This is a genomic window from Pseudomonas sp. PS1(2021) (assembly GCF_020405165.1).
GTDB lineage: Bacteria > Pseudomonadota > Gammaproteobacteria > Pseudomonadales > Pseudomonadaceae > Pseudomonas > Pseudomonas aeruginosa.
Genome location: NZ_CP084484.1, coordinates 2,593,055 through 2,616,369 on the forward strand (window position 1 = coordinate 2,593,055; position 23,315 = coordinate 2,616,369).

A 23,315-nucleotide genomic window follows, 5' to 3' on the forward strand; every position below is an offset into this window, starting at 1 on the left:
ATGAACGACTCCCCCAGCACCGCCGTACGCACCTGGCTGAAAGGCTTCCGCCCCCTGACCCTGAACGCTCGACCGCGCGACTGCCTGCGCGCCGGACTCGGTGCCTGCATCGGCGCGCTCGCCGCGGTATTCGCCTGCCAGGCGTTGTTCGGCAGCGAACTGGCGCTGCGCCTGGCAGCGCCGCTCGGCGCATCCGCCGTACTACTGTTCGCCCTCGCCTCCAGCCCCCTGGCGCAACCCTGGTCGATGCTCGGCGGCAACCTGGTCGCCGCCCTGGCCGGCGGCCTCAGCGCCTATTGGTTCGGACACGATCTGGCCCCGGCCCTGGTCGGCATGGCCCTCGGCATGCTGCTGATGTTCGCCCTGCGCTGCCTGCATCCGCCGAGCTGCGCGCTGGCCCTGAGCGTGGCCCTCAACCCGTCCCTGAGCGAACTCGGCATCGACGTGGTCTGGCCGATCCTGCTCTCCACCCTGGTGCTGATCGGCTGCGCGCTGCTCTACAACAACCTGATGCGCTCTCCCTACCCGCGCCCCTACCAGTCGCCGCGGGCCAATCTCCATGGCACCCGCGACCTGGCGCCGAGCGCGCGTACGGACTTCTCCGCCCGGGACCTGGACCAGGCGCTGCAGGATTTCGGCGAATACGTCGACATCACCCGCGACGATCTCGAGCGACTGATCCACCATACCGAGCGCTACGCCTTGCGCCGGCGCATGGGCGAGCTGACCGCGGCACGGATCATGTCCCGCGACGTGCAGACCGCCAGCACCGAGACCTTCATCGACGACGCCTGGAAGCAGTTGCAGGAACACCGTCTGAAGGCCCTGCCGGTGCTCGACGAGCATCGGCGGCTGGCCGGCATCGTCACCCAGAGCGACCTGCTCAAGCACTTCCGCCCCGACGGCAGCCCGTTCAAGCGCCTGCGCTTCCTGCGCGGGACCAAGCTGAAGACGATCATGACCACCCCGGTGGTCTGCGTACAGGCCGACACCCACGCCGTCGAACTGGTCTCGCTGCTATCCGACGAAGGCCTGCACTGCCTGCCGGTGCTCAACGAGGCCGGCTACCTGGTCGGCATCGTCAGCCAGACCGACCTGATCGCCGCGCTCTACCGCAACTGGCTGCAGCACCTGGGCCAGGCCGATCAGATCACGTAGTCCCAGCGCTGCGACCAGTCGCTGTCCTCGCGGACCACTTCGCGCAGCAACTGGAACGCATGGCGCAGGGTCGGCGACAGGCGCTCGCGGGAGTACACCAGGTAGGTCGGGTAGGCGAACTCCGGCGCCTGCTCGACCCGTTGCAGGGTGCCGCCATCCAGGTAGCTGCTCACCACCCGGGTACGGAAATAACCGCTGCCGCCGTTCTGCATGATGTACTGCAGGGCCAGCGGACCGAGGTTGCAGGCCAGCGCGGCCTTGGCCCGGTCCGGCAGCGCGGCATCGTGCTGGCTGCGGAAATCCGGGCCCCAGTCGACATACAGATAAGGCTCCGCGGATAGCACGGAACGCACCATCACCAGCTTTTCCTCCAGCAACTGCTCGACCTGCAGCCCCGGCCAGTATTCCGGCTGGTAGACCAGCGCGGCGTCCAGCGCGCCCTGCTCCAGTTGCTTGAGCAGGTCGGCACCCTGGCCGATCTCGACCCGCACGGCGTGGCCGGGAATCGCCTCGCGCAGGCGCCGCATCCAGTTCAGCAGCAGCGGATTGCACAGGCTGACCTCGCCGCCGAGGTTGAGCAGGTTGCGGAAGCCGTCCGGCAGCGGCAGGTCGCGTCGCGCCGCATCCCAGGTCTGCACCAGTTGGCTGGCGTAGCCGAGGAAGTGCTCGCCGTCGGCGGTCAGGCGCGCGCCCGCGCGGTTGCGCACGAACAGCCGGCAGCCGAGTTGCCCTTCGAGGTTCTGGATGCGCGCGGTGACGGCGGTCTGGGTCAGGTGCAGGCGTTCCGCGGCAGCGACGAAGCTACCGCTGCGGGCGATCTCCAGGAAGGTACGGGCGAGGTCGATATCCATGCGAAGCGGTCCGCTGCCACAGGTGGGCCGCCATTCTAGGCTGTGCAGGCGCGGGCGGCGAGCGCAAGGCGGCCTGGCCGCCCTCCTGGAAATCTGCGACAAAACACCGCGCCTAGCCGCTTCGGCACGCCTAAACCCTTCGAAAAAGCGACAACCTGTTGCACAAACGCGCCACGCCGTGACTTTTTCGCTTTCGAAAGCATCAGTTAGCGTGACCGAACACGGTGGAGCCGGGAAGCGCCACCCATGTTCCACACAGACATGAACGAGAGAGACCGACTCCCATGAACGCTACGCTCCGTTTCAACGAGGCTTTGCTGATCACCGGGCGCGCCTTCCAGCCATACCAGTGCGTTGCCTGGTCCGAGCTAGGCAGTGACGGCGGCCTGAGCCTGTCCGTAGTCGATCGCACCGGCACCCGCCTGCTGGGCCGTGCGCGCATTCCGAGCTCCGCCTACTCCGATCCGGAGCAGCTTGCCGGCCTGCTGCAACAGGCACGCGAAGAACTCAGCCACAACGGCTACAACCTGCAGGACTGGAGTATGCCCAGCCAAGGCTGAGCCGTTCCATACGACGAAAGGCGCCCACGGGCGCCTTTTTTCGTTTCCTCTATTCGAGGCGGTCGTGCTGCCGGAACGCCACGCGCACCGCGTTGCGCCCTGCATCCTTGGCCTCGTAGAGCGCGCGATCGGCCTCGCGATAGAGCGCGTCCAGGCCCATGCCGGAGGTCGAATAGGCCACCCCCAGGCTGATGGTCAGGTAGGGGCCGGCGCTGGAGCCCAGGTGCTCGATGCCCAGCGCCTCCACCGCCTGCCGCAGGCGCTCGGCGATGGCCAGGGTGTTGCCCTCCTCGCTGTCGTAGAGCAACACGGCGAACTCCTCCCCGCCCAGGCGCGCGGCGATATCCAGCGGCCGCCGCGCGCCCTGCCGGAGCACGACGCCAAGCTGGCGCAGGGCGGCATCGCCGGCCGGATGCCCGTAGTGGTCGTTGTAAGCCTTGAAGTCGTCGACATCCACCAGGATCAGCGCCACCCCCTTTTCCTCGCGGGCGCCCTGCTCCAGGGCCCGCTGGGCGAGCAGCTCGTAGTAGCGCCGGTTGACCAGGCCGGTGAGGCTGTCCTGTTCGGCCATCATGCCCAGCAGCCGCCGGCCGAGGAACTGCTCGCGCTGGGCGTAGTCCTGCAGGTACAGGGCGAACGAACAGATCAAGACCACCAGGCCGTTGTAGAGCGTATTCAGCAGGTTGGTGCGCAGGTTCTCTTCGCCGCCGAAGAGCAGGAATACCGCCAGGTTCAGGGCCAGGCACAGCAACGCCAGGCGCACGCAGGCCCAGAACGCCAGGCCGAGCGGGAAGAACACCGCGAGGATGCCCAGGGTCGCGCCCAACTGGGTGAAGCGTGGCACCCCATGCCACTCGAACAGCACGTCGCAGGCCAGCACCGCCAGGTTGATCAGCAGCAGGCAGTAGGGCGCGATGGCATCGCCGACCTTGCGCAGGCTGGGCAGGAAGGCCGCCGGCCAGACCACCAGCAGCAGGCCGATCATTCCCAGGCGCACGCCCAGCAGTTGCTCGAACAGGTTGGGATGCAGGCGGATGTCCACCATCAACCAGTCGGCCACGATGAACAGCGTCCAGATCAGGAACGCCACCCCGATGGCAGCACGCCGCTGCATCAGCGAGTTCCAACTGAGAAACTCGCGAAACTCGTTTTCCAGCTCCTTTTCGAACCGCAACCAACGAAAACCGTTGCGCAACTGGCGCGCATACGGATTATCCGGCAGACCAGCCTGTACCAGGCCGTCGCGTGCAAGCATGCTGACTCCCCTACCTCGGACCGAACGCTGGAACAGGCCTGGACGACAATACCCTGGCGCCTCTACAGCGATGAGTCAAAAAGCCATCACCCGTTACCAGACAATAGGGCATGCGGCGTGCCGAGGCGATACCAGCCATCGGCGCAGCGGGACGCCCCGGCGAGCGAATGGCAAGATCCGTGGGCCAACTGGCATTGCGGCCAGGTCCGAAGGACGCCAGACTGCCGCCATCGCCATGAGGTCATGCCATGCCCGAACCACGCCTGATTGCCTGCCTGATCTATCCCGACGTGATGAGCCTGGACGTGACCGGACCGCTGCAGGTATTCGCCTCGGCCAACGTCGAACGCCAGCGCCAGGGTCTGCCGCCTTTCTACCGGATACAGGTGCTCGGCGAGCGTAGCGAAGCGGTGCCCAGTTCCGCGGGCATCCGCATCTGCGCCGACCTCGCCTGGCGCGACTGTCCGCCGGAAAGCCTGGACACCCTGTTGGTGCCCGGCGGCCTCGGTGTCGAGGCGCAGACCCGCAACGCCGACCTGCTCGCCTGGCTGAAAGCCGCCGAACCGCGCATACGGCGGCTCGGCTCGGTGTGTTCGGGAGCGCTGATCCTGGCCGCCGCCGGGGTTCTCGACGGGCACCCGGCGACCACCCACTGGGCCGACGTGGCGACGCTGCGCCAGGGGTTTCCCGGCGTCCATGTGCAAGGCGACCGCCTGCACACCTACGACCCGCGGTGCCGCGACGGCGACGCCCACATCTTCACCTCGGCCGGCGTCACGGCGGGAATCGACCTGGCCCTGGCGCTGGTCGAGGCCGACCTCGGCCGCAGCCTGGCGCTCAGCGTCGCGCGACGCCTGGTGATGTTCCTCAAGCGTCCTGGCGGCCAGGCCCAGTTCAGCGCCTGGCTGACCCCGGAACCGAGCCGCACCCCGCGCCTGGCCGCGCTGCTGGAGTGGATTCCCGCCAACCTCGCCGGCGACCTGTCCCTGGAAGCCCTCGCCGACCGGGCCTGCATGAGCCCGCGTACGCTGTCCCGGGTATTTCTCCAGGAACTGGGCGTGGCGCCCGGTCGCTACGTCGAGCGGGTTCGCCTGGAGGCCGCGCGCGCCCTGCTGCAGGACGCCCAGGCATCGATCGCCACGGTGTCCCGGCTGTGCGGCTTCGGCCATCCGGAAAACCTCCGGCGGACGTTCCACAAGCATCTTTCGGTCAGCCCCCAGGAATACGCCGAACGCTTCGGCATGCTGGCCTGACGCTCCCATCGAGGACCTTCCCATGCTGGAACTGCGCCCCAACTGCGAGTGCTGCGACCGCGACCTGCCCGGCGACAGCGGCGACGCGCTGATCTGCACCTTCGAGTGCACCTTCTGCCGCGACTGCGCGACGACCCGCCTGGGCGGCCAATGCCCGAACTGCGGCGGCGAACTGCTGGCCCGGCCAAGGCGTCCGCGGGATGCGCTGGTCCGTCAGCCCGCCTCCAGCCGGCGCGTCGTCAGGCCCGGCGGTTGTCCGGAGTGACGCCATGCTGCTACGCAACCCGACCCTGCTCCTGCTGTTCTGCGGCCAGGCCCTGTACTGGTCCTGTTCGCTGATCGGCATAACCCTGACCGCCCTGGTCGGCGTCCAGCTGGCGCCGTTGAACAGCCTGGCCACCCTGCCCCTGGCCCTGCTGGTGCTGGGCAACCTGCTGGCGGTGCAGCCGTTGTCGCACTTCATGCAGCGCCACGGCCGACGTCCCGGGCTGATGCTCGGCGCCGGCGGCGGCGTGCTCGGCGGCCTGGTCTGCGCCGCCGGTGTCTGGACTGGCGATTTCCTCTGGTTCTGTCTCGGCGCGCTGGGCATCGGGGTCTACCAGGCCTCGGCCATGTACTACCGGTTCGCCGCGCTGGAGGCGGTGGATGCCGGGCGGAAAGGCCGCGCCAGCGCCTACGTGCTCGCCGGCGGAGTACTCGCCGCGCTGCTGGCGCCGAGCCTGGCGCTGTGGTCGCGCAACGCGCTGGCCCAGCCCTTCGTCGGCGCCTATCTGCTGATCGCCGTGCTGGCCCTCGCCGGCCTGCTGCTGATGGCCCTGCTCCGCGAAGGCCAGGCGCCACGCCCGGCACGGCTCGCCTGGCGCGACATAGGCGGCCTGTTGCGGCGGCCGGTGGTCCGCGCGGCCATCGCCTGCACCGCGGCCGGACACGGGTTGATGATCCTGATCATGAACGCCACGCCGCTGGCCATGAGCTTCTGCGGCCTGCCGCTGGAACAGTCGAGTCGGGTCATCCAGTGGCACGTGCTGGGAATGTTCCTTCCGGCGTTCTTCGCCGGAGCGCTGGTCGACCGCATCGGCAACCGTCGCGTCGCCCTGCTCGGCGCGTTCCTGCTCGCCGCAAGTGCCGGCATCGCCCTGGGCGGGCAGTCGGTCATGCATTTTCTGCTCAGTTCGCTGGCCCTGGGCAGCGGCTGGAACCTGATGCTCATCGCCGGCACCACCCTGCTCGGCGAGGGCCACGCCGAAAGCGAGCGCGGCGCCGCGCAAGGATTGATGGAGCAAGGCAACAGCCTGGTGGCGGCGCTGATGTCGTTCGGCTCCGGCGCCCTGATCACCAGCCTTGGCTGGAACGCGGTGAACCTGCTGGTCTGGCCGGCGCTGCTGGTGGCGCTGGCACTGCTCTGGCCGGTACGGCGAACGCGGACGCTGTCGCGCTGAAACGCCGGCAACGAAAAAGGCGACCTTGCGGTCGCCTCTTCTGCTTTACGGAAACGCCTCAGTAGTAGGCGTTCTCCTTGTTGCTGTGGTCGGTCACGTCGCGCACGCCCTTCAGTTCGGGAATACGCTCGATCAGGGTCTTCTCGACGCCATCCTTGAGGGTCATGTCGACCATCCCGCAGCCCTGGCAACCGCCGCCAAAACGCAACACGGCGATGTTGTCCTCGACCACGTCGACCAGGCTCACCTGTCCGCCGTGGCTGGCCAGGCCGGGATTGATCTCGGTCTGCAGGTAGTAGTTGATGCGTTCGGTGATCGGGCTGTCCTCGTTGACCATCGGCACCTTGGCGTTCGGCGCCTTGATGGTCAACTGGCCGCCCATGCGGTCGGTGGCGTAGTCCACCACCGCGTCTTCGAGGAAGGGCTCGCTGACCGCATCGATCCAGGCAGTGAAGTCCTTCAGGGCGATGGCGGTGTCCTCGACCTTTTCCTCGCCCGGCTTGCAGTAGGCGATGCAGGTTTCCGCGTACTGGGTACCCGGCTGGGTGATGAAGATACGAATGCCGATACCCGGGGTGCTCTGCTTCTCCAGCAACTCGGCCAGATACGCTTGGGCAGCTTCGGTAATGGTGATGGCGCTCATGGCAACTCCTCGCAAATATGCCGACAGTTTACGCCAATCGGTACTTGCGGATAAAGCCCTAGTAAATTAGTAGGAATAATTCGCGATAACCGACCCGCCCCTTGCGGAGCGGGTCGCGAGACTCAGAGGTTCTCGTAGCGATTCATGTCCAGCGCGCCCGCCTCGACCGGCTCGGTTTCGCGGAGGTACGCCTCGAGATCGTGGAAGTAGCTCCAGAACCGCGGATTGCTGCGGCGCACGCCCCAGCGTTCGACCACCTTGTCGAAGTCCTCGCTACTCTTCGCCGCCTCCAGGGCGCCGACGAAGGCCTCGGCATCCGTCGCCGGCAGATCGAACATGAAGTTCGGGTAGCTGGACAGCACGCCCGGGTAGATCGTCAGGGTGTCCAGGCCCGGCTGGTAGCGCAGCGACTCGCCGAGCATGAAGGCGACATTGCTGTGCGCGCGGTTGCGCAGCACGGTATAGACCTCGCGCTTGCCGCTGGACGTACGTATCCGCAGCATGGTCGCCTCGGGGAAGCGCTCGATGACCTTGAGGCCGGCCGCCGGCCGGCTGACCAGGCGACTGAAGGCCTGCTCGGCGTCCTGCAGTTCGCGGTCGATGCCCGGTCGATAGCAGTTGCCGTCCAGGCAGCGGTTGATCGGGTCGGGGCGCGCATTGAGGTCGCCGTAGCGACGCAGCAGTTCTTCGGCGAAGGCCTTCTTCGGCTGCTTCTCCGGCAATCCCAGCGCGCTCGGCGTGTCATCGTCGAAGGCCTGGTAGTCCATCCACATCTTCAGCTTGCCGCTGTTCTGGTACCAGTCGTCAAGCAACGGCTGGCGCGCGTCGACCGGCATCAAGCGGAGGAAGTTCTGCTCGGCGCCGTTGCGGATCAGGTCGAAGTACAGGCGCGTCTGCGCCTGGTGCGAGACGTTGCCGAAGACATCGAAGTTCACCACCAGCCCGTAGTAGGTTCGCTCGAACAGCGGGTAGTCCATCAGCCACAGGGTCTGCGGTACCTCGCCAAGCAGGCCCTTGCGCACCGAGGCGCTGTCGAACTGGCGGAAGATGCTCAGCAGGGCGTTGTCGTTGCCGTGCCAGATCGTGTTCCAGGTCGGCGGCGGCGCGTCGGCGTAGACGTCCTGGCGCAGGTCTTCGTACTCGTTGCGCTTGTCCCGGTAGGCGCTCCACAGGCCGAGCAGGTTCTTCAGCTCGTCGATCTGCCCCGGCAAGGCCAGCAGCGGCTCGCTCTGCGCGCGGAAGTTGGCGTCGGTGACGAACAGGTCCTGCTCGGGGTCCTGGAATACCACCCAGAAGTTGTCGCGGATCACGTCGGTAGCGATCTGTCCACGGCACACCGGCCCGCGGATGAAGGTACGGGTGAAGTATTCGGCGTTGTCCAGCATGAACTGGTAGCGCGCCCGTGGCGGGATCGCGGCGAAGGTGACGAACGGGTTGGCGCGGCTCTGCACGCCGTAGCCGGGAACCTTGTCGGTGTTCCACTGGGTGCCGAAGAACAGCTCCTGGACGCGTTCCAGCTTCTTCGCCGTCAGCGGATAGGTGATGTGCGTCTTGTGGACGATCACGCCCTGGATCGGCCAGAGGCGGTAATAGAAGCTGTTGCCCGGATCGTCGTTGGGACGCCGGGTCGGGATCGGGTCGATCGGCTGGCCGCTGGGCGTGCGCGAACGCACCAGCTGGAAGAAGTGGCCGGGCGCGCCCTGCTCCGGGAAATACAGGTGCGCCAGGAACAGGTGCTCGTAGAGCCAGCGCGAGACCAGGCTCTGCTTGGCCCCAGGCTGGTTGAGGAAACGCTCCCAGCTGGCCACCTGGCGCGCCTCGGCGGCGGTCGGCCGCAACGGCTGCTGGTCGACCGGGGCGCCCGCGGCCAGCCACTTCTGCAAGGTGGCGTATTCGTCGTCGCTCAGCCCGGCCACCGCGAAAGGCATGCCGGAACCTGGGTTCTTGCGGATGAACGCATCGATGCTGGCCGGCGTCGGGCACTGGTTGGCGCGGCTGATCGAAATGTCCAGGCCTTCGGGGATCTTCGCATTCGGCTGCAACGGCTGGCTGTGGCCAAGCTCGAGCATCCGCGCCATCAGTGCGGCCTGGCCGTCCTGCGGTTCGAGCACCGACCAGAAGTCCTTGCGCCGCCAGGCGTCGGCACCGTGCGCATCGAGGTACAGGCGGGTGGTTTCCTGCGCCTTGGTCCGCGTGCCGTCGTAGACCGGCAGTTGGTTGGCGCCGCGCTGCGCGCCCTCGGCGCTGCTCAGGTTGAGCTGGCAGGGCGAATCGTAGCAGGCGTGGCAGGCGACGCATTTGGCGGTAAAGATCGGCTGGACGTCACGGCTATAGGAAATTTCAGCAGCGGAAACAGACTGGATAAAAGACGACAAAACGAAGGCCAACCCAACCAACGGTCTTGGCAACATGAACCACTCCTCACTCGGCGACGGGCGATTCTAGCAAACCCGCCTCTCTACGCCGCACTTTCACAACGGCGGGCGAACGCGCCCCGGACATGAGCCGCCATTTCGCCAGCATTCCACCGGCTTCGGCCGCCACGTATGCTAGCCGGGCTCCCAGGCCCGCCCTGGCGATCAAGGACGATGACTTCGAGGAAACAGGGATATGTTTCGACTCGCCGCGCCCCATCCGCGCCGGTTCGCGTGCGCCCCACGTCCCCTCTTCGCCGCTTTCCGCCTGCTGTCGTCAGGCGGCGCTTCCGTTCGCGCCCGGCGCGGCCTGGTCCATCCTTTCGCCGCCCTGGCGGCCCAACGGAGAACCCGCCCCATGAAACTGCTCGCCGGCAGCTTCGCCGCTCTCTTCCTGAGCCTTTCGGCCCAGGCGGCGGACTGTACTTTCACCCAGCTGGAAATCGTGCCCCAGTTCGGCTCGCCGAACATGTTCGGCGGCGAGGACGAGCACGTCCGCGTGATGTTCAGCAACGAGGATCCCAACGACGACAACCCCGATGCCTTTCCCGAACCGCCGGTCTACCTGGCCGACCGCGACAGCGGCAACGATTGCCGCATAGAGGACGGCGGCATCTGGTCGCGCGGCGGCGTGTTCCTGAGCCAGGACGGTCGGCGCGTGCTGATGCATGAATTCAGCGGCTCCAGCGCCGAGCTGGTGTCCTACGACAGCGCCACCTGCAAGGTGGTGCACCGCGAGGACATCTCCGGCCAGCGCTGGGCGGTGGACAAGGACGGGCTGCGCCTGGGTCAGAAATGCTCGGGCGAATCCGTCGACAGCTGCGCGAAGATCGTGAAGCGTTCGCTCGCGCCGTTCTGCCAGACCGCAAAGAAATGATCCGGGCCGGAGCGCCCCTTATCGACACGCATAGGTGATACATGGACAGTCTCGATCAATGCATCGTCAACGCCTGCAAGAACAGCTGGGACAAGAGCTACCTGGCCGGCACCCCGAACAAGGACAACTGTTCCGGCTTCGTCCAGTCGGTGGCCGCCGAGCTGGGCGTACCGATGCCCCGCGGCAACGCCAACGCCATGGTCGACGGCCTGGAGCAGAGCTGGACCAAGCTCGCCTCCGGCGCCGAGGCCGCGCAGAAGGCGGCCCAGGGCTTCCTGGTGATCGCCGGCCTGAAGGGCCGCACCTACGGGCACGTCGCGGTGGTCATCAGCGGTCCGCTGTATCGGCAGAAGTACCCGATGTGCTGGTGCGGCAGCATCGCCGGCGCGGTCGGCCAGAGCCAGGGCCTGAAGTCGGTCGGCCAGGTGTGGAATCGCACCGACCGCGACCGCCTCAACTACTACGTCTACTCCCTGGCCAGTTGCAGCCTGCCCAGGGCCAGTTGATTCAGGCCGTGCTGCGAATGAGCCAGACTCATTCGCAGCACGATTCCCCACGAGCATCCCGACTCCACTCGGCCGTCCCTTCGCCGCCCGCCTGCGCACTCCGACCTCCGCATTCCGCCCGTATACTGCGACAAAACGGCGCCAGGGATTTTTCCGGCCCGCGAATGAACATCCTTCAACTTGAATGAAATTCATGGTCCGACCACCCCCGGCCGGAAAGCCCCTGCCTTTGTTATGCTTTTCACCTTTCCGCCCACTGACGCCAGGTCCATCCATGTCCAGCCCGCTCACCGATCGCAGCGCCCGCCTGCAAGCCCTCCAGCACGCCCTCAGGGAACGTATCCTGATCCTCGATGGCGGCATGGGCACCATGATCCAGAGCTACAAGCTGGAAGAGGCCGACTACCGCGGCGAGCGCTTCGCCGACTGGCCGAGCGACGTGAAAGGCAACAACGACCTCTTGCTGCTGAGCCGCCCGGACGTGATCCAGGCCATCGAGAAGGCCTACCTCGACGCCGGCGCCGACATCCTCGAGACCAACACCTTCAACGCCACCCAGGTGTCCCAGGCCGACTACGGCATGCAGTCGCTGGCCTACGAACTCAACGTCGAAGGGGCGCGCCTGGCCCGCCAGGTGGCGGACGCGAAGACCGCCGAGACCCCGGACAAGCCGCGTTTCGTCGCCGGCGTGCTCGGCCCGACCAGCCGCACCTGCTCGATTTCCCCGGACGTGAACAACCCCGGCTACCGCAACGTCACCTTCGACGAACTGGTGGAGAACTACGTCGAGGCGACCCGCGGCCTGATCGAAGGCGGCGCCGACCTGATCCTGATCGAGACCATCTTCGACACCCTCAACGCCAAGGCGGCGATCTTCGCCGTCCAGGGCGTGTTCGAGGAACTCGGCGTGGAGCTGCCGATCATGATCTCCGGAACCATCACCGACGCCTCCGGCCGCACCCTGTCGGGCCAGACCACCGAGGCCTTCTGGAACTCGGTGCGGCATGCCCGGCCGATCTCGGTAGGCCTGAACTGCGCCCTCGGCGCCAAGGAATTGCGGCCGTACATCGAGGAACTGTCGACCAAGGCCGACACTCATGTCTCGGCCCACCCCAACGCCGGCCTGCCGAACGCCTTCGGCGAATACGACGAATCGCCGGCGGAAATGGCCGTGGTGGTCGAGGAATTCGCCGCCGCCGGCTTCCTCAATATCGTCGGCGGCTGCTGCGGCACCACCCCGGCGCACATCGAGGCGATCGCCAAGGCAGTGGCCAAGTACCCGCCGCGGGCCATCCCGGAGATTCCCCGGGCCTGTCGCCTGTCCGGCCTGGAGCCGTTCACCATCGACCGCAGCTCGCTGTTCGTCAACGTCGGCGAGCGCACCAACATCACCGGTTCGGCCAAGTTCGCCCGGCTGATCCGCGAGGAAAACTACGCGGAAGCTCTCGAGGTCGCCCAGCAGCAGGTGGAAGCCGGCGCCCAGGTGATCGACATCAACATGGACGAAGGCATGCTGGACTCGAAGGCGGCCATGGTCACCTTCCTCAACCTGATCGCCTCCGAGCCCGACATCTCGCGCGTGCCGATCATGATCGACTCCTCCAAGTGGGAAGTGATCGAGGCCGGCCTGAAGTGCATCCAGGGCAAGGGCATCGTCAACTCGATCTCGATGAAGGAAGGCGTCGAGGCCTTCAAGCACCATGCCCGCCTGTGCAAGCGCTACGGCGCCGCGGTGGTGGTGATGGCCTTCGACGAGGACGGCCAGGCCGACACCCAGGCGCGCAAGGAAGAAATCTGCAAGCGCTCCTACGACATCCTGGTCGACGAAGTCGGCTTCCCACCGGAAGACATCATCTTCGATGCGAACATCTTCGCCATCGCCACCGGCATCGAGGAACACAACAACTACGCGGTCGATTTCATCAACGCCTGCGCCTACATCCGCGACCACCTGCCCTACGCCCTGAGCTCGGGCGGGGTGTCCAACGTGTCCTTCTCGTTCCGCGGCAACAACCCGGTACGCGAGGCGATCCACTCGGTGTTCCTCTACTACGCGATCCGCAACGGCCTGACCATGGGCATCGTCAACGCCGGCCAGCTGGAAATCTACGACGAGATTCCGAAAGCGCTGCGCGACCGGGTCGAGGACGTGGTGCTCAACCGCACGCCCGAGGCCACCGAGGCCCTGCTGGCGATCGCCGACGACTACAAGGGCGGCGGCGCGGTCAAGGAGGCCGAGGACGAGGAATGGCGCAGCTACAGCGTCGAGAAGCGCCTCGAGCATGCGCTGGTCAAGGGCATCACCACCTGGATCGTCGAGGACACCGAGGAATGCCGCCAGCAGTGTGCGCGTCCCATCGAGGTCATCGAAGGTCCGCTGATGTCCGGGATGAACGTGGTCGGCGACCTGTTCGGCGCCGGCAAGATGTTCCTCCCGCAGGTGGTCAAGTCCGCGCGAGTGATGAAGCAGGCGGTGGCCCACCTGATTCCCTTCATCGAGGCGGAGAAAGGCGACAAGCCGGAAGCCAAGGGCAAGATCCTGATGGCCACGGTGAAGGGCGACGTGCACGACATCGGCAAGAACATCGTCGGCGTGGTGCTCGGCTGCAACGGCTATGACGTGGTCGACCTCGGCGTGATGGTGCCGGCGGAGAAGATCCTGCAGACCGCCATCGCCGAGAAATGCGACATCATCGGCCTGTCTGGCCTGATCACGCCGTCGCTGGACGAGATGGTCCACGTCGCCAAGGAAATGCAGCGGCAGAATTTCCAGTTGCCGCTGATGATCGGCGGCGCCACTACCTCGAAGGCGCATACCGCGGTGAAGATCGATCCGCAGTACAGCAACGACGCGGTGGTCTACGTCACCGACGCCTCGCGCGCGGTAGGCGTGGCCACCAGCCTGCTGTCCAAGGAGCTGAAGGCCGACTACGTGGCCCGCACCCGCGCCGACTACGCGGTGGTCCGCGAACGCACGGCCAACCGCAGCGCCCGCACCGAGCGGCTGAGCTACGAACAGGCGATCGCCAACAAGCCGGCGTTCGACTGGGCCGGCTACCAGGCGCCGACGCCTTCCTTCACCGGCGTCAGGGTGCTCGACGAGATCGACCTCGCGGTGCTCGCCGAGTACATCGACTGGACGCCGTTCTTCATTTCCTGGGACCTGGCCGGCAAGTACCCGCGCATCCTCACCGACGAGGTGGTCGGCGAGGCCGCCACCTCGTTGTTCAACGACGCCCAGGCGATGCTGAAGAAGCTGATCGACGAGAAGCTGATCAAGGCCCGTGCGGTGTTCGGCTTCTGGCCGGCCAACCAGGTCGAGCACGACGACCTGGAGGTCTACGGCGCCGATGGCGAGACCCTCGCCACCCTGCACCACCTGCGGCAGCAGACGATCAAGCCGGACGGCAAGCCGAACCTGTCGCTGGCCGATTTCGTCGCGCCGAAGGAAAGCGGCGTGCGCGACTACATCGGCGGCTTCATCACCACCGCCGGGATCGGCGCCGAGGAAGTGGCCAAGGCGTACGAAGCCAAGGGCGACGACTACAACAGCATCATGGTCAAGGCGCTCGCCGACCGCCTCGCCGAAGCCTGCGCCGAGTGGTTGCACGAGCGGGTGCGCAAGGAGTACTGGGGCTACGCCCGCGACGAACACCTCGACAACGAGGCCTTGATCAAGGAGCAATACGTCGGCATCCGCCCGGCACCGGGCTACCCGGCCTGCCCCGACCATACCGAGAAAGGCACTCTGTTCGAACTGCTCGATCCGCAGGGCCTGTCCGGCGTCAGCCTGACCGAGCACTACGCGATGTTCCCGGCCGCGGCGGTCAGCGGTTGGTATTTCGCCCACCCGCAGGCGCAGTACTTCGCGGTCGGCAAGATCGACAAGGACCAGGTGGAACGCTACAGCCAGCGCAAGGGCCAGGAAGCCAGCGTCAGCGAGCGCTGGCTGGCGCCGAACCTTGGCTACGATGACTGACCAGGAAGGCGACGATGAAATTCCTCACTCCCGAGCAGATGGAAAAGCCGCGCAAGCGCCGCCTGCGCAAGAAACTGCGCCTGGGCGAGTTCCAGGAGTTCGGCTTCAGCTTCGAACTGACCTACGACCGCAACGCCCTCTCCCACGACGATGCGCTGGACCATCTGATCGACTTCGTCGAGGCCCAGGGCTGGGTGTTCGGCGGTGGCGGCTCGCCGGAACAGGCGGAGATCAGCGGCTACCTGTGCCTGGCGCGGGTCGGCAGCCTGGACGAGGCGGACCGGGAAAGCGCCCGCCTGTGGCTGGAAGCCCAACCCTGGTGCAAGACCTTCGAGGTCGGCCCGTTGAGCGACTGCTGGCACAACTTCTTCGAGTGAAACCGGCGCCGGCATGACCTGGCCTGGCGCCGGCAGGCGCGAAGCTGCGACCTACACCCGGATCAGGCGCGGTTCATGCCCCGTGTGGGCGAGGAAAGCCAGCAGGTCTGCGTAGCGGATGCACTCGGTGGCGGTATTCACCAACGGGTGGAAACCGAGCAACTGGTCCTGGCGGATGGCATCGTCGAGCAACACCTCGACCCTGTGCTGCGGATCGTTGACCAGCGCGAAAGGCGTCACGCAGCCCAGTTCAACGCCGAGGTATTCGCGCAGGCGCTCGACCGAGGCGAACGACAGGCGGCTTTCGCCGATCTGTTCGGCGATGCCCGGCAGGTCGGCCTCCTTGCGCTCGTCGAGCAGCACCAGGTAGTGGCGAGTACCCTTGCGGTTGCGCAGGAACAGGTTCTTGATGCCCTGGTCGGGCAATTCGATGCCCTGCGCGTAATATTCCTCGATGGAGGAGATCGCGGGATGCTCGACCCGCTGGCTGTCGATGGCCAGCTCGCGGAGCAACGCCAGAAGCGCCTGCTCGTCCATTTTCGCACTCATGGGACGCGCGCCCTCAGGTGAACTGCGAACCGGAACGGCGCACGAACTTGATCGACCACTTGAAGTTCGGCTTGCGCGTCACGCTGATCGGGCGCCGCGTCACGGTATCGATGGTGATGTTCCAGAACCCGGTGCTGGGCACCTTGATCTTCGCCGGGAAGCGGTCGAAGGCGCCGCCATGGTAGCTATGCCGCCCGCCATTCTTGAAACTGCGGAAATTGGCGTCGTTCATCAGGCGGATATTGCATTGCTGCGAGCACTCGATGACCACGATGTCGTCTTCGTTGAGGTGTTCGCGCTGGTGGACGAATTTCATGGAACGGTTCCGTTGCTGCGGTGGAGCGGAGCGCAACGATAGCACGTCGGCGCCGGCCATACCGCCTCATGACGGGCAATGGTAGGATGCGCGCCCCATGCGTAGCCAAGACCTCCACCAGCGCCTCGCCGATCTCGGCGCCAAGCCCCTGCATTGCGGGAGGATCGTCCGCGCCTGGCTGCAGGGCCGCGCCCTCGATGCCTGCACCGCCCGCCAGCGGGCCGAGGACTTCCTGCCGCTGGGCGTACGCCATGGTCTGCCCCAGGTAGCAGCGGAACTGGAAGGCATCGCCCGCCTGCACAGCGAGCATCCGGCGAGCGACGGCTCGTCGCGCCTGCTGGTGGAACTGGCCGACCGGCAGATGGTGGAAAGCGTGCTGCTGCCGCGCGGTGGGCTGTGCGTCTCGACCCAGGTCGGCTGCGCGGTCGGCTGCGTGTTCTGCATGACCGGCCGCAGCGGCCTGCTGCGCCAGGTCGGCAGCCTGGAGATGGTCGCCCAGGTGGTCCTGGCGCGCCGTCGGCGAGCGGTGAAGAAAGTGGTGTTCATGGGCATGGGCGAGCCGGCGCACAACCTCGACAACGTCCTCGAAGCCATCGACCTGCTCGGCACCGATGGCGGCATCGGCCACAAGAACCTGGTGTTCTCCACCGTCGGCGATCCCCGCGTGTTCGAGCGCCTGCCCCGGCAACGGGTGAAGCCCGCCCTCGCCCTGTCCCTGCACAGCACCCGCGCCGAACTGCGCCGGCAACTGTTGCCCAAGGCGCCGCCGCTGAGCCCGGAAGAACTGGTGGAAGCCGGCGAGGCCTACGCCCGCCGGGTCGACTATCCGATCCAGTACCAATGGACCCTGCTCGAAGGGATCAACGACAGCCTGGAGGAAATGGACGGCATCCTGCGCCTGCTCAAGGGCCGCTTCGCGGTGATGAACCTGATCCCCTACAACAGCATGGACGGCGACGCCTACCGGCGCCCGAGCGGGGAGCGGATCGTCGAGCTGGTGCGCTACCTGCACAGCCGCGGCGTGCTGACCAAGGTGCGCAACTCGGCCGGCCAGGACATCGACGGCGGCTGCGGGCAACTGCGCGCCAGAGCCACGCAGGGCACGGTGGAACGGCGCATCCCCGCCCGCCAGGCCTGAAGCCACCCTCCTCCCGCCAAGGGTCTAGACTCTCAGGGCAGGTATGGAAAAGGGAGGACCACCGATGGGTATCGAGACGGAAGAACCGAACCAGAAGCCGCCGACCTTCTGGCAGATGCTGCATAGCGTGATGGCTGCCGCCTTCGGCGTACAGAGCGGGCGAAACCGCGCCCGCGACTTCACCCACGGCAAGCCCGTGCACTTCATCATGCTGGGCCTGCTCTTCACCCTGGTGTTCGTGCTGTTGCTGGCCGGGATCGTGAAACTGGTGCTGAGCCTCAGCGGCCTGTGACCTCTGCGCCGCCGAGGCGGGCTTTCACTGGTGGCTGACCCAGAACACCGCGGTAGCCACCACCAGCAGGATCAGGACGAAGGCCGCGCGGGCGTCGACCACGCTGTCGCGGTTTTCCTGGGTTTTGCTCGGCTCGCTCATGACTCCCCCTGTTTCTTGTGGGTATCGGGACGAAGACATCGAAAGGCACTCTCCAGTTAAGACCAGCGCCGCCCATCGCTCAAGAAAGGCGCCGTTGCGAAGCGGTTATGCTTGCCTGGCGACTTAGTCTTTTTGGTTCTTACCATATACTCAAACATCACTTTTACGCATAAATATGAACTGGTATCGTGCGCCCACTCCGCGTGGAGCGCGTAGCCGTGCGCGCTGGTTAACGCAGTAAGCCGCATAGCCTGACAGCAGGAATATTCATGTACGTATACGACGAGTACGACCAACGGATCGTCGAGGACCGCGTCAAGCAGTTCCGCGACCAGACCCGCCGTTACCTGGCGGGTGAATTGACCGGTGAGGAGTTCCGCCCGCTGCGCCTGCAGAACGGTCTCTATATCCAGCGCTATGCCCCGATGCTGCGCATCGCCGTTCCCTATGGCCTGCTCTCCTCGCGCCAACTGCGCAAGCTGGCGCAGATCGCCCGCGACTACGACAAGGGCTACGCCCACATCAGCACCCGGCAGAACGTGCAGTTCAACTGGCCGGAGCTGGAAGACGTGCCGGAAATCCTCGCCGAGCTGGCCACCGTGCAGATGCACGCGATTCAGACCAGCGGCAACTGCATCCGCAACACCACCACCGACCAGTTCGCCGGCGTCGCCCGCGACGAGCTGGTGGACCCGCGCCCCTGGTGCGAGATCATCCGCCAATGGTCGACCTTCCACCCCGAGTTCGCCCACCTGCCGCGCAAGTTCAAGATCGCGGTGAACGGCGCGGTGAGCGACCGTGCCGCCATCGAAGTGCACGACATCGGCCTGGAGGCGGTGAAGAACGAGGCCGGCGAGCTCGGCTTCCGCGTCTCGGTCGGCGGCGGCCTGGGCCGAACCCCCATCGTCGGCAGCTTCATCAATGAATTCCTGCCCTGGCAGCACCTGCTCGGCTACCTGGATGCCATCCTGCGCGTCTACAACCGCTATGGCCGGCGCGACAACAAGTACAAGGCGCGGATCAAGATCCTGGTCAAGGCGCTGACCCCGGAAGTCTTCGCCGAGCGCGTCGAGGCCGAATGGGCCAACCTCAAGGACGGACCGAGCACCCTCACCGAGGCGGAAGTCCAGCGCGTCGCCGCGCATTTCGTCGATCCGGCCTACAAGGCCCTCGACGACCTCGACGAGTCCCTCGCCCGGCTCGACGCAGAGCACCCCGGCTTCGCCCGCTGGCGCGCACGCAACACCTTCGCCCACAAGAAGCCCGGCTACGTCGCCGTGACGCTCTCGCTGAAGCCCACCGGCACCGCGCCGGGAGACGTCACCGACAAACAGCTGGAGGCCATCGCCGATCTCGCCGACCGCTACAGCTTCGGCGAGGTGCGCAACAGCCATAACCAGAACATCATTCTCGCCGACGTCGAGCAGGGCGAACTCTTCGCCCTCTGGGGCGAACTCCGCGAACTGGGCTTCGCCACCCCCAACGTCGGCCTGCTGACCGACATCATCTGCTGCCCCGGCGGCGACTTCTGCTCCCTGGCCAACGCCAAGTCGATCCCGATCGCCGAAGCCATCCAGCGCCGCTTCGACAATCTCGACTATCTATTCGACATCGGCGACATCGACCTGAACATCTCCGGTTGCATGAACGCCTGCGGCCATCACCATGTCGGCCACATCGGCATCCTCGGGGTCGACAAGAAAGGCGCGGAGTTCTACCAGGTCTCCCTCGGCGGCAGCTCGGCGCGCGACGCCAGCCTCGGGCAGATCCTCGGCCCGTCCTTCGCCCAGGAGCAGATGGCCGACGTGATCGACAAGATCATCCAGGTCTACGTGGAACGCCGGACCGAGGAAGAACCCTTCATCGACACCTTCCGCCGTATCGGTATCGACCCGTTCAAGGAGCGCGTATATGCAGCGAATCATTAAGGACCGCCAGGTGGTCGACGACCGCTGGCACTTGCTGCCCAAGGACGCGACCCTGGAAAGCGTACCCAACAGCGACGACGTGATCATCCCGCTGGCCCTGTGGCTCGAGCACGGCCCGGCCCTGCGCGGCCGCGACGGCGGCCTGGGGGTCTGGCTGGACGCGGACGAGGAGCCGGAAAGCATCGCCGGCGACCTCGACAGGTTCCAGGTGATCGCGGTGAACTTCCCCGCCTTTACCGATGGCCGCGGCTTCAGCAGCGCGCGCCTGCTGCGCGAGCGCTACGGCTACAAGGGCGAGATCCGCGCGATCGGCGACGTGCTGCGCGACCAGTTGTTCTTCATGCGCCGCTGCGGCTTCGACGCCTATGCCATCCGTGCCGACCGCAGCCCGGAAGACGCCCTGGCCAGCCTGGACGACTTCAGCGAGGTCTACCAGACCTCGGTGGAGCAGCCTCTACCGCTGTTCCGCCGCCGCGGCTGACCCCCGCCCTGACGGAAAAGCCCCGCAGCCGCGGGGCTTTTTCATTCCCGAGGCCACGGACGCCTCAGGCCGCCCGCACGCTGTCCCACGCCACCTGCGCCAGCAGTTCGCGACAGTCGGCCAACGCCACCCGGGTTCGCCCGGCCAGCCACTGGCGGGCAAGGTCGTGGGCCGGGCCGATCACCACCGAAGCAAAGCAGTCGTCCGGCATCTCGCGGAACAGGCCCTCGGCCCGATATCCCGCCAGCGCCGCATGGATCCGTGCGAAGTGCGCCTGGTTGTCGGCCCGCAGGCGCTCGCCCAGCTCCCCCGCCTCCACCCGCCCGCGGCTGTGCAGGATGAAGCGTGCCCAGTCGGGATTCGCCACGACCCAGTCGATGTAGCTGGTGACCAGCAACCTGACCGTTTCCTCGGCGCTACGCGCCCTGGCGAAGCCGGCTTCGAGCAACGCCGCGTACTGGCCGATCCCGGCCAGGTAGAGTTCGCCATGGATGCGTTCCTTGTTGCCGAAATGGTGGTAGAGGCTACCGATGCTCGCTCCGGAACGGTCGCGGATCATCTCGATGGTGGTGGCGTCTACGCCATGCTCGCTGAAGCAGGCCAGGGCGGCCTGGAGAATCTCGTCTTTGCGGGAAGAACGGCCCATGTCGGTCCTTGTCGTTAATCGTCGAAACGCTGACTAGAATATTTTTCTAGAATAAATTTCTAACCTTCGTATACTGCCCCGGTGCGCACACATCTTCAATCCTGAAACGCCCGGAGTTTTCCATGAGTCAGATGATGCAGATGTACCAGCAGGTCGGCCCGGCCCAGTTCAGCGCCATGATCGGCCAGTTCGCACCCTATTTCGCCAGCATCGCCCCGCAGTTCGTCGAACTGCGTCCCGGCTATGCCGAAGTCACCTTCCCCAAGCGCCGCGAGGTGCTGAACCATATCGGCACGGTGCATGCCATCGCCCTGTGCAATGCCGCCGAACTGGCCGCCGGGACCATGACCGACGCCTCGATTCCCGCCGGCCATCGCTGGATTCCGCGCGGCATGACCGTCGAGTACCTGGCCAAGGCCACTGGCGACGTGCGCGCGGTGGCCGACGGCAGCCAGATCGACTGGCAAGCCACCGGCAACCTGGTGGTGCCGGTGGTCGCCTATGTCGACGACAAGCCGGTATTCCGCGCCGAGATCACCATGTACGTCAGCCAGGCCTGACCGCCAAGGCGTCCCGGCCGTGCTTTCGGCCGGCTGGAGGCGCCCTGGCGGCCAGCTCTATTCTCGAAGCCATGAGCAGACCACGGAGACCGGCATGAACCCTCCGCAACCACGCCTCATCGATAACGGCAACGGCCATCCGCTGGTCAGCCATTGGTACCGGCCTGCCGGGGAGCCGCGCGGCTATCTCCTGATCGTCCCGGCGATGGGAGTGGAACAGCGCTTCTACGCGCCCTTCGCCGCCTGGCTGGCAGAGCGCGGCTACCTGGCCATCACCTTCGACTACCTGGGCATGGGGCAATCGCGCAACGGCTCGCTGCGCGGTCTCGAGGTCGATGTGCTGGGCTGGGCCCGTCATGACTGCAGCGCCATGCTCGCCGCCGCGCTCGCCGAGAGCGGGAGCAAGCCCCTGTACTGGATCGGCCATAGCCTGGGCGGCCAGATCCTGCCCTTCGTCGAAGGGCGCGAGCGTATCGATAGGGTCTTCAGCATCGCCAGCGGCAGTGGCTACTGGAAGGAAAACAGCCCGCGGTTGCGCAACAAGGTCTGGTTGTTCTGGTACCTCGTCGCGCCCCTGCTGACGCCGCTGCTCGGCTATTTTCCCGGGCGCCGCCTGGGCATGGTCGGCGACCTGCCGCGCGGGGTGATCGAACAATGGCGACGCTGGTGCCTGCATCCGCAGTACGCCCTCGCGGATGGCGAGGCCATCCGCCGCGCCTTCTCCGCCGTACGCACGCCCATCGTGTCGCTGTCGTTCACCGACGATGAAATGATGTCCCGACGCAGCATCGAGTCGCTGCTGGGCTTCTACCGCGAAGCGCCGAAAACCGCCTGGCGCATCGCTCCCGAGGAAATCGGCGCCCGCCACATCGGCCATTTCGGCTTCTTCCGGCCGCAGTTCGCCGAATCGCTCTGGGCGGGCTACCTGTTGCCGGAGCTGGGCTCCGGCAACGCCCTCAGCCGAGGTTGACCAGCACCCGGCCGACCAGCTTGCCGGCGAGGATCTGGTTGATCGCCCCCGGCAGCTCTTCGAGGGCGATCTCGCGCGCCACCTCTTCGAGGTTGTCGAGCTTCCATTGCAGCGACAGCTTGTCCCACATGGATGCCTTGACCACCAGCGGCAGCTCCACCGAGTCCACCCCGAGCAGGTTGACCCCGCGCAGGATGAACGGCAGCACCGAGGCCTTGAAGCCGGCGCCGGCGGTCAGGCCGCAGCAGGCGACGCTGCCGCCGTACTGCAACGACTTGACCACGTTGAAGAGGATGTCGCCGCCGACGGTGTCCACCGCGCCGGCCCACTGTTCCTTGAGCAACGGCTTGTCGACGCCATCGGCCACGGTGGCGCGATCGAGGATCTGCTTGGCCCCCAGGCGGTTGAGGAACTCGGCCTGCTCCAGCTTGCCGGTGGCGGCCGCCACGGTGTAGCCGAGCTTGGCCAGCAGTTCCACGGCGATACTGCCGACCCCACCGCTGGCGCCGGTGACCAGCACCGAGCCATGGTCGGGGCGCAGGCCGCTGCGCTCCAGCTTTTCGACGCAGAGCGCCGCGGTCAGGCCGGCGGTGCCGAGGATCATCGCCTCGCGCAGGCTCAGGCCTTGCGGGCGCTTGATCACCCAGGCCGCGGGCACGCGGATGTACTGGCCGAAACCACCGGCGGTGTTCATGCCCAGGTCGTAGCCGGTGACGATCACCTCGTCGCCGGCCGCGAACTCGGCCACCGAGGACTCGGCGACCACACCGGCGGCATCGATGCCGGGGGTATGCGGGTACTTGCGGGTCACCCCGCGGTTGCCGCTGGCGGACAGCGCATCCTTGTAGTTCAGCGAGGAATACTGCACGCGGATCAGTACGTCGCCCGCCGGTAGGTCGCCGGTATCGCGCTCGACCACCTGCGTTTCGTAAACGCCGTGGGGCGCTTCCGTCACCCACAACGCCTTGAATACAGCCATTTC

The 23,315-nt window shown here is 66.4% G+C and carries 23 protein-coding genes; 15 read left to right on the forward strand and 8 right to left on the reverse strand.

The window, feature by feature from the left end; genetic code table 11:
* Positions 1–1,158, forward strand: coding sequence for an HPP family protein (locus tag LE197_RS12235; RefSeq protein WP_003113608.1), 1,158 nt, complete (start codon positions 1–3; stop codon positions 1,156–1,158).
* On the opposite strand, the gene LE197_RS12240 is transcribed toward LE197_RS12235, so the two are convergent.
* A complete protein-coding gene (locus tag LE197_RS12240; RefSeq protein ID WP_003098205.1) occupies positions 1,146–2,009 on the reverse strand; it encodes a LysR family transcriptional regulator in 864 nt (287 codons plus the stop codon). The genes LE197_RS12235 and LE197_RS12240 overlap by 13 nt on opposite strands.
* 284 nt (positions 2,010–2,293) lie before the next feature.
* Here LE197_RS12240 and LE197_RS12245 point away from each other — a divergent pair, with 284 nt between their 5' ends.
* Positions 2,294–2,569, forward strand: coding sequence for a hypothetical protein (locus LE197_RS12245; protein WP_003098204.1), 276 nt, complete (start codon positions 2,294–2,296; stop codon positions 2,567–2,569).
* A 49-nt stretch (positions 2,570–2,618) separates the two neighbouring features.
* On the opposite strand, the gene LE197_RS12250 is transcribed toward LE197_RS12245, so the two are convergent.
* Complete coding sequence (locus LE197_RS12250) at positions 2,619–3,824, reverse strand: sensor domain-containing diguanylate cyclase (RefSeq protein WP_003108722.1); 1,206 nt, start codon at positions 3,822–3,824, stop codon at positions 2,619–2,621.
* A 248-nt stretch (positions 3,825–4,072) separates the two neighbouring features.
* Here LE197_RS12250 and LE197_RS12255 point away from each other — a divergent pair, with 248 nt between their 5' ends.
* The 3 genes from LE197_RS12255 to LE197_RS12265 are packed head-to-tail and all read left to right on the forward strand — an operon-like array spanning position 4,073 to position 6,516.
* Positions 4,073–5,077, forward strand: coding sequence for a GlxA family transcriptional regulator (locus LE197_RS12255; RefSeq protein WP_023099698.1), 1,005 nt, complete (start codon positions 4,073–4,075; stop codon positions 5,075–5,077).
* A 22-nt stretch (positions 5,078–5,099) separates the two neighbouring features.
* Positions 5,100–5,342: a DUF1272 domain-containing protein gene (locus LE197_RS12260; protein ID WP_003088038.1), complete on the forward strand. Its 243-nt coding sequence runs from the start codon at positions 5,100–5,102 to the stop codon at positions 5,340–5,342.
* A gap of 4 nt (positions 5,343–5,346) precedes the next feature.
* Positions 5,347–6,516 carry an MFS transporter gene (locus tag LE197_RS12265; RefSeq protein WP_003161607.1) on the forward strand — a complete coding sequence of 390 codons (1,170 nt, stop codon included), beginning with the start codon at positions 5,347–5,349 and terminating at the stop codon, positions 6,514–6,516.
* A gap of 58 nt (positions 6,517–6,574) precedes the next feature.
* Here the strand turns inward: LE197_RS12265 and nfuA are convergent, their stop codons facing one another.
* Together nfuA and LE197_RS12275 are read right to left on the reverse strand one after the other, a co-directional pair.
* Positions 6,575–7,159 (reverse strand): Fe-S biogenesis protein NfuA, encoded by a 585-nt coding sequence (gene nfuA, locus LE197_RS12270; RefSeq protein WP_003088034.1) that lies wholly within the window; start codon positions 7,157–7,159, stop codon positions 6,575–6,577.
* A gap of 122 nt (positions 7,160–7,281) precedes the next feature.
* Entirely contained in the window at positions 7,282–9,570 is a 2,289-nt protein-coding gene (locus LE197_RS12275) for a fatty acid cis/trans isomerase (RefSeq protein ID WP_023108910.1), read from the reverse strand.
* 361 nt (positions 9,571–9,931) lie between these two features.
* On the opposite strand from LE197_RS12275, the gene tsi1 reads away from it, so the two are divergent.
* The 4 genes from tsi1 (at position 9,932) to LE197_RS12295 (ending at position 15,312) form a co-directional block, all read left to right on the forward strand.
* Positions 9,932–10,450 carry a type IV secretion system immunity protein Tsi1 gene (gene tsi1 / locus LE197_RS12280; RefSeq protein WP_003113603.1) on the forward strand — a complete coding sequence of 173 codons (519 nt, stop codon included), beginning with the start codon at positions 9,932–9,934 and terminating at the stop codon, positions 10,448–10,450.
* Between the two features lie 41 nt (positions 10,451–10,491).
* Positions 10,492–10,956, forward strand: coding sequence for a type VI secretion system effector peptidoglycanhydrolase Tse1 (tse1, locus tag LE197_RS12285; protein WP_003088027.1), 465 nt, complete (start codon positions 10,492–10,494; stop codon positions 10,954–10,956).
* A 274-nt stretch (positions 10,957–11,230) separates the two neighbouring features.
* Positions 11,231–14,935: a methionine synthase gene (metH, locus tag LE197_RS12290; protein WP_003088025.1), complete on the forward strand. Its 3,705-nt coding sequence runs from the start codon at positions 11,231–11,233 to the stop codon at positions 14,933–14,935.
* A 14-nt stretch (positions 14,936–14,949) separates the two neighbouring features.
* Complete coding sequence (locus LE197_RS12295; RefSeq protein WP_003098191.1) at positions 14,950–15,312, forward strand: YggL family protein; 363 nt, start codon at positions 14,950–14,952, stop codon at positions 15,310–15,312.
* A gap of 51 nt (positions 15,313–15,363) precedes the next feature.
* Here LE197_RS12295 and LE197_RS12300 read toward each other — a convergent pair whose 3' ends face one another.
* A complete protein-coding gene (locus LE197_RS12300; RefSeq protein ID WP_023108911.1) occupies positions 15,364–15,861 on the reverse strand; it encodes a prolyl-tRNA synthetase associated domain-containing protein in 498 nt (165 codons plus the stop codon).
* A 13-nt stretch (positions 15,862–15,874) separates the two neighbouring features.
* Positions 15,875–16,237 carry a DUF1883 domain-containing protein gene (locus LE197_RS12305; RefSeq protein WP_003122824.1) on the reverse strand — a complete coding sequence of 121 codons (363 nt, stop codon included), beginning with the start codon at positions 16,235–16,237 and terminating at the stop codon, positions 15,875–15,877.
* Positions 16,238–16,274: 37 nt separating this feature from the next.
* Between LE197_RS12305 and LE197_RS12310 the strand changes: the two genes are divergently transcribed.
* From LE197_RS12310 to LE197_RS12325, 4 genes are all read left to right on the forward strand, one after another.
* The gene (locus LE197_RS12310; RefSeq protein WP_003122825.1) at positions 16,275–17,315 is read left to right on the forward strand and encodes an RNA methyltransferase; all 1,041 of its coding nucleotides are present in this window, start codon (positions 16,275–16,277) and stop codon (positions 17,313–17,315) included.
* A 64-nt stretch (positions 17,316–17,379) separates the two neighbouring features.
* Positions 17,380–17,607 carry a DUF2970 domain-containing protein gene (locus LE197_RS12315; protein WP_003098182.1) on the forward strand — a complete coding sequence of 76 codons (228 nt, stop codon included), beginning with the start codon at positions 17,380–17,382 and terminating at the stop codon, positions 17,605–17,607.
* Positions 17,608–18,017: 410 nt separating this feature from the next.
* Positions 18,018–19,676 carry a nitrite/sulfite reductase gene (locus LE197_RS12320; RefSeq protein ID WP_003098180.1) on the forward strand — a complete coding sequence of 553 codons (1,659 nt, stop codon included), beginning with the start codon at positions 18,018–18,020 and terminating at the stop codon, positions 19,674–19,676.
* Positions 19,660–20,157 carry a DUF934 domain-containing protein gene (locus tag LE197_RS12325; RefSeq protein ID WP_003088003.1) on the forward strand — a complete coding sequence of 166 codons (498 nt, stop codon included), beginning with the start codon at positions 19,660–19,662 and terminating at the stop codon, positions 20,155–20,157. The genes LE197_RS12320 and LE197_RS12325 overlap by 17 nt, the downstream gene beginning before the upstream one ends.
* A gap of 64 nt (positions 20,158–20,221) precedes the next feature.
* Here LE197_RS12325 and LE197_RS12330 read toward each other — a convergent pair whose 3' ends face one another.
* Entirely contained in the window at positions 20,222–20,803 is a 582-nt protein-coding gene (locus LE197_RS12330; protein ID WP_003098179.1) for a TetR/AcrR family transcriptional regulator, read from the reverse strand.
* Positions 20,804–20,925: 122 nt separating this feature from the next.
* Here LE197_RS12330 and LE197_RS12335 point away from each other — a divergent pair, with 122 nt between their 5' ends.
* Together LE197_RS12335 and LE197_RS12340 are read left to right on the forward strand one after the other, a co-directional pair.
* Positions 20,926–21,363 (forward strand): hotdog fold domain-containing protein, encoded by a 438-nt coding sequence (locus LE197_RS12335; protein WP_003098177.1) that lies wholly within the window; start codon positions 20,926–20,928, stop codon positions 21,361–21,363.
* Positions 21,364–21,457: 94 nt separating this feature from the next.
* On the forward strand, positions 21,458–22,333 hold the full coding sequence (locus LE197_RS12340; protein ID WP_015648637.1) for an alpha/beta fold hydrolase: 876 nt from the start codon (positions 21,458–21,460) through the stop codon (positions 22,331–22,333).
* Here the strand turns inward: LE197_RS12340 and LE197_RS12345 are convergent.
* A complete protein-coding gene (locus LE197_RS12345; RefSeq protein WP_003087998.1) occupies positions 22,320–23,312 on the reverse strand; it encodes a YhdH/YhfP family quinone oxidoreductase in 993 nt (330 codons plus the stop codon). The two genes, LE197_RS12340 and LE197_RS12345, sit on opposite strands and share 14 nt — an antisense overlap.
* Positions 23,313–23,315: the final 3 nt, after the last annotated feature.

Excerpts from the sequence above, each read along its gene's own strand:
- LE197_RS12310 (WP_003122825.1), top strand. The coding sequence starts at position 16,275 with ATGCGTAGCCAAGACCTCCACCAGCGCCTCGCCGATCTCGGCGCCAAG.
- LE197_RS12240 (WP_003098205.1), bottom strand. The coding sequence starts at position 2,009 with ATGGATATCGACCTCGCCCGTACCTTCCTGGAGATCGCCCGCAGCGGT.
- LE197_RS12245 (WP_003098204.1), top strand. The coding sequence starts at position 2,294 with ATGAACGCTACGCTCCGTTTCAACGAGGCTTTGCTGATCACCGGGCGC.
- metH (WP_003088025.1), top strand. The coding sequence starts at position 11,231 with ATGTCCAGCCCGCTCACCGATCGCAGCGCCCGCCTGCAAGCCCTCCAG.
- nfuA (WP_003088034.1), bottom strand. The coding sequence starts at position 7,159 with ATGAGCGCCATCACCATTACCGAAGCTGCCCAAGCGTATCTGGCCGAG.
- LE197_RS12260 (WP_003088038.1), top strand. The coding sequence starts at position 5,100 with ATGCTGGAACTGCGCCCCAACTGCGAGTGCTGCGACCGCGACCTGCCC.
- LE197_RS12265 (WP_003161607.1), top strand. The coding sequence starts at position 5,347 with ATGCTGCTACGCAACCCGACCCTGCTCCTGCTGTTCTGCGGCCAGGCC.
- LE197_RS12295 (WP_003098191.1), top strand. The coding sequence starts at position 14,950 with ATGAAATTCCTCACTCCCGAGCAGATGGAAAAGCCGCGCAAGCGCCGC.
- LE197_RS12300 (WP_023108911.1), bottom strand. The coding sequence starts at position 15,861 with ATGAGTGCGAAAATGGACGAGCAGGCGCTTCTGGCGTTGCTCCGCGAG.
- LE197_RS12320 (WP_003098180.1), top strand. The coding sequence starts at position 18,018 with ATGTACGTATACGACGAGTACGACCAACGGATCGTCGAGGACCGCGTC.
- tse1 (WP_003088027.1), top strand. The coding sequence starts at position 10,492 with ATGGACAGTCTCGATCAATGCATCGTCAACGCCTGCAAGAACAGCTGG.
- LE197_RS12235 (WP_003113608.1), top strand. The coding sequence starts at position 1 with ATGAACGACTCCCCCAGCACCGCCGTACGCACCTGGCTGAAAGGCTTC.
- LE197_RS12335 (WP_003098177.1), top strand. The coding sequence starts at position 20,926 with ATGAGTCAGATGATGCAGATGTACCAGCAGGTCGGCCCGGCCCAGTTC.
- LE197_RS12305 (WP_003122824.1), bottom strand. The coding sequence starts at position 16,237 with ATGGCCGGCGCCGACGTGCTATCGTTGCGCTCCGCTCCACCGCAGCAA.
- LE197_RS12340 (WP_015648637.1), top strand. The coding sequence starts at position 21,458 with ATGAACCCTCCGCAACCACGCCTCATCGATAACGGCAACGGCCATCCG.
- LE197_RS12275 (WP_023108910.1), bottom strand. The coding sequence starts at position 9,570 with ATGTTGCCAAGACCGTTGGTTGGGTTGGCCTTCGTTTTGTCGTCTTTT.
- LE197_RS12250 (WP_003108722.1), bottom strand. The coding sequence starts at position 3,824 with ATGCTTGCACGCGACGGCCTGGTACAGGCTGGTCTGCCGGATAATCCG.
- LE197_RS12325 (WP_003088003.1), top strand. The coding sequence starts at position 19,660 with ATGCAGCGAATCATTAAGGACCGCCAGGTGGTCGACGACCGCTGGCAC.
- LE197_RS12255 (WP_023099698.1), top strand. The coding sequence starts at position 4,073 with ATGCCCGAACCACGCCTGATTGCCTGCCTGATCTATCCCGACGTGATG.
- LE197_RS12330 (WP_003098179.1), bottom strand. The coding sequence starts at position 20,803 with ATGGGCCGTTCTTCCCGCAAAGACGAGATTCTCCAGGCCGCCCTGGCC.
- LE197_RS12315 (WP_003098182.1), top strand. The coding sequence starts at position 17,380 with ATGGGTATCGAGACGGAAGAACCGAACCAGAAGCCGCCGACCTTCTGG.
- tsi1 (WP_003113603.1), top strand. The coding sequence starts at position 9,932 with ATGAAACTGCTCGCCGGCAGCTTCGCCGCTCTCTTCCTGAGCCTTTCG.
- LE197_RS12345 (WP_003087998.1), bottom strand. The coding sequence starts at position 23,312 with ATGGCTGTATTCAAGGCGTTGTGGGTGACGGAAGCGCCCCACGGCGTT.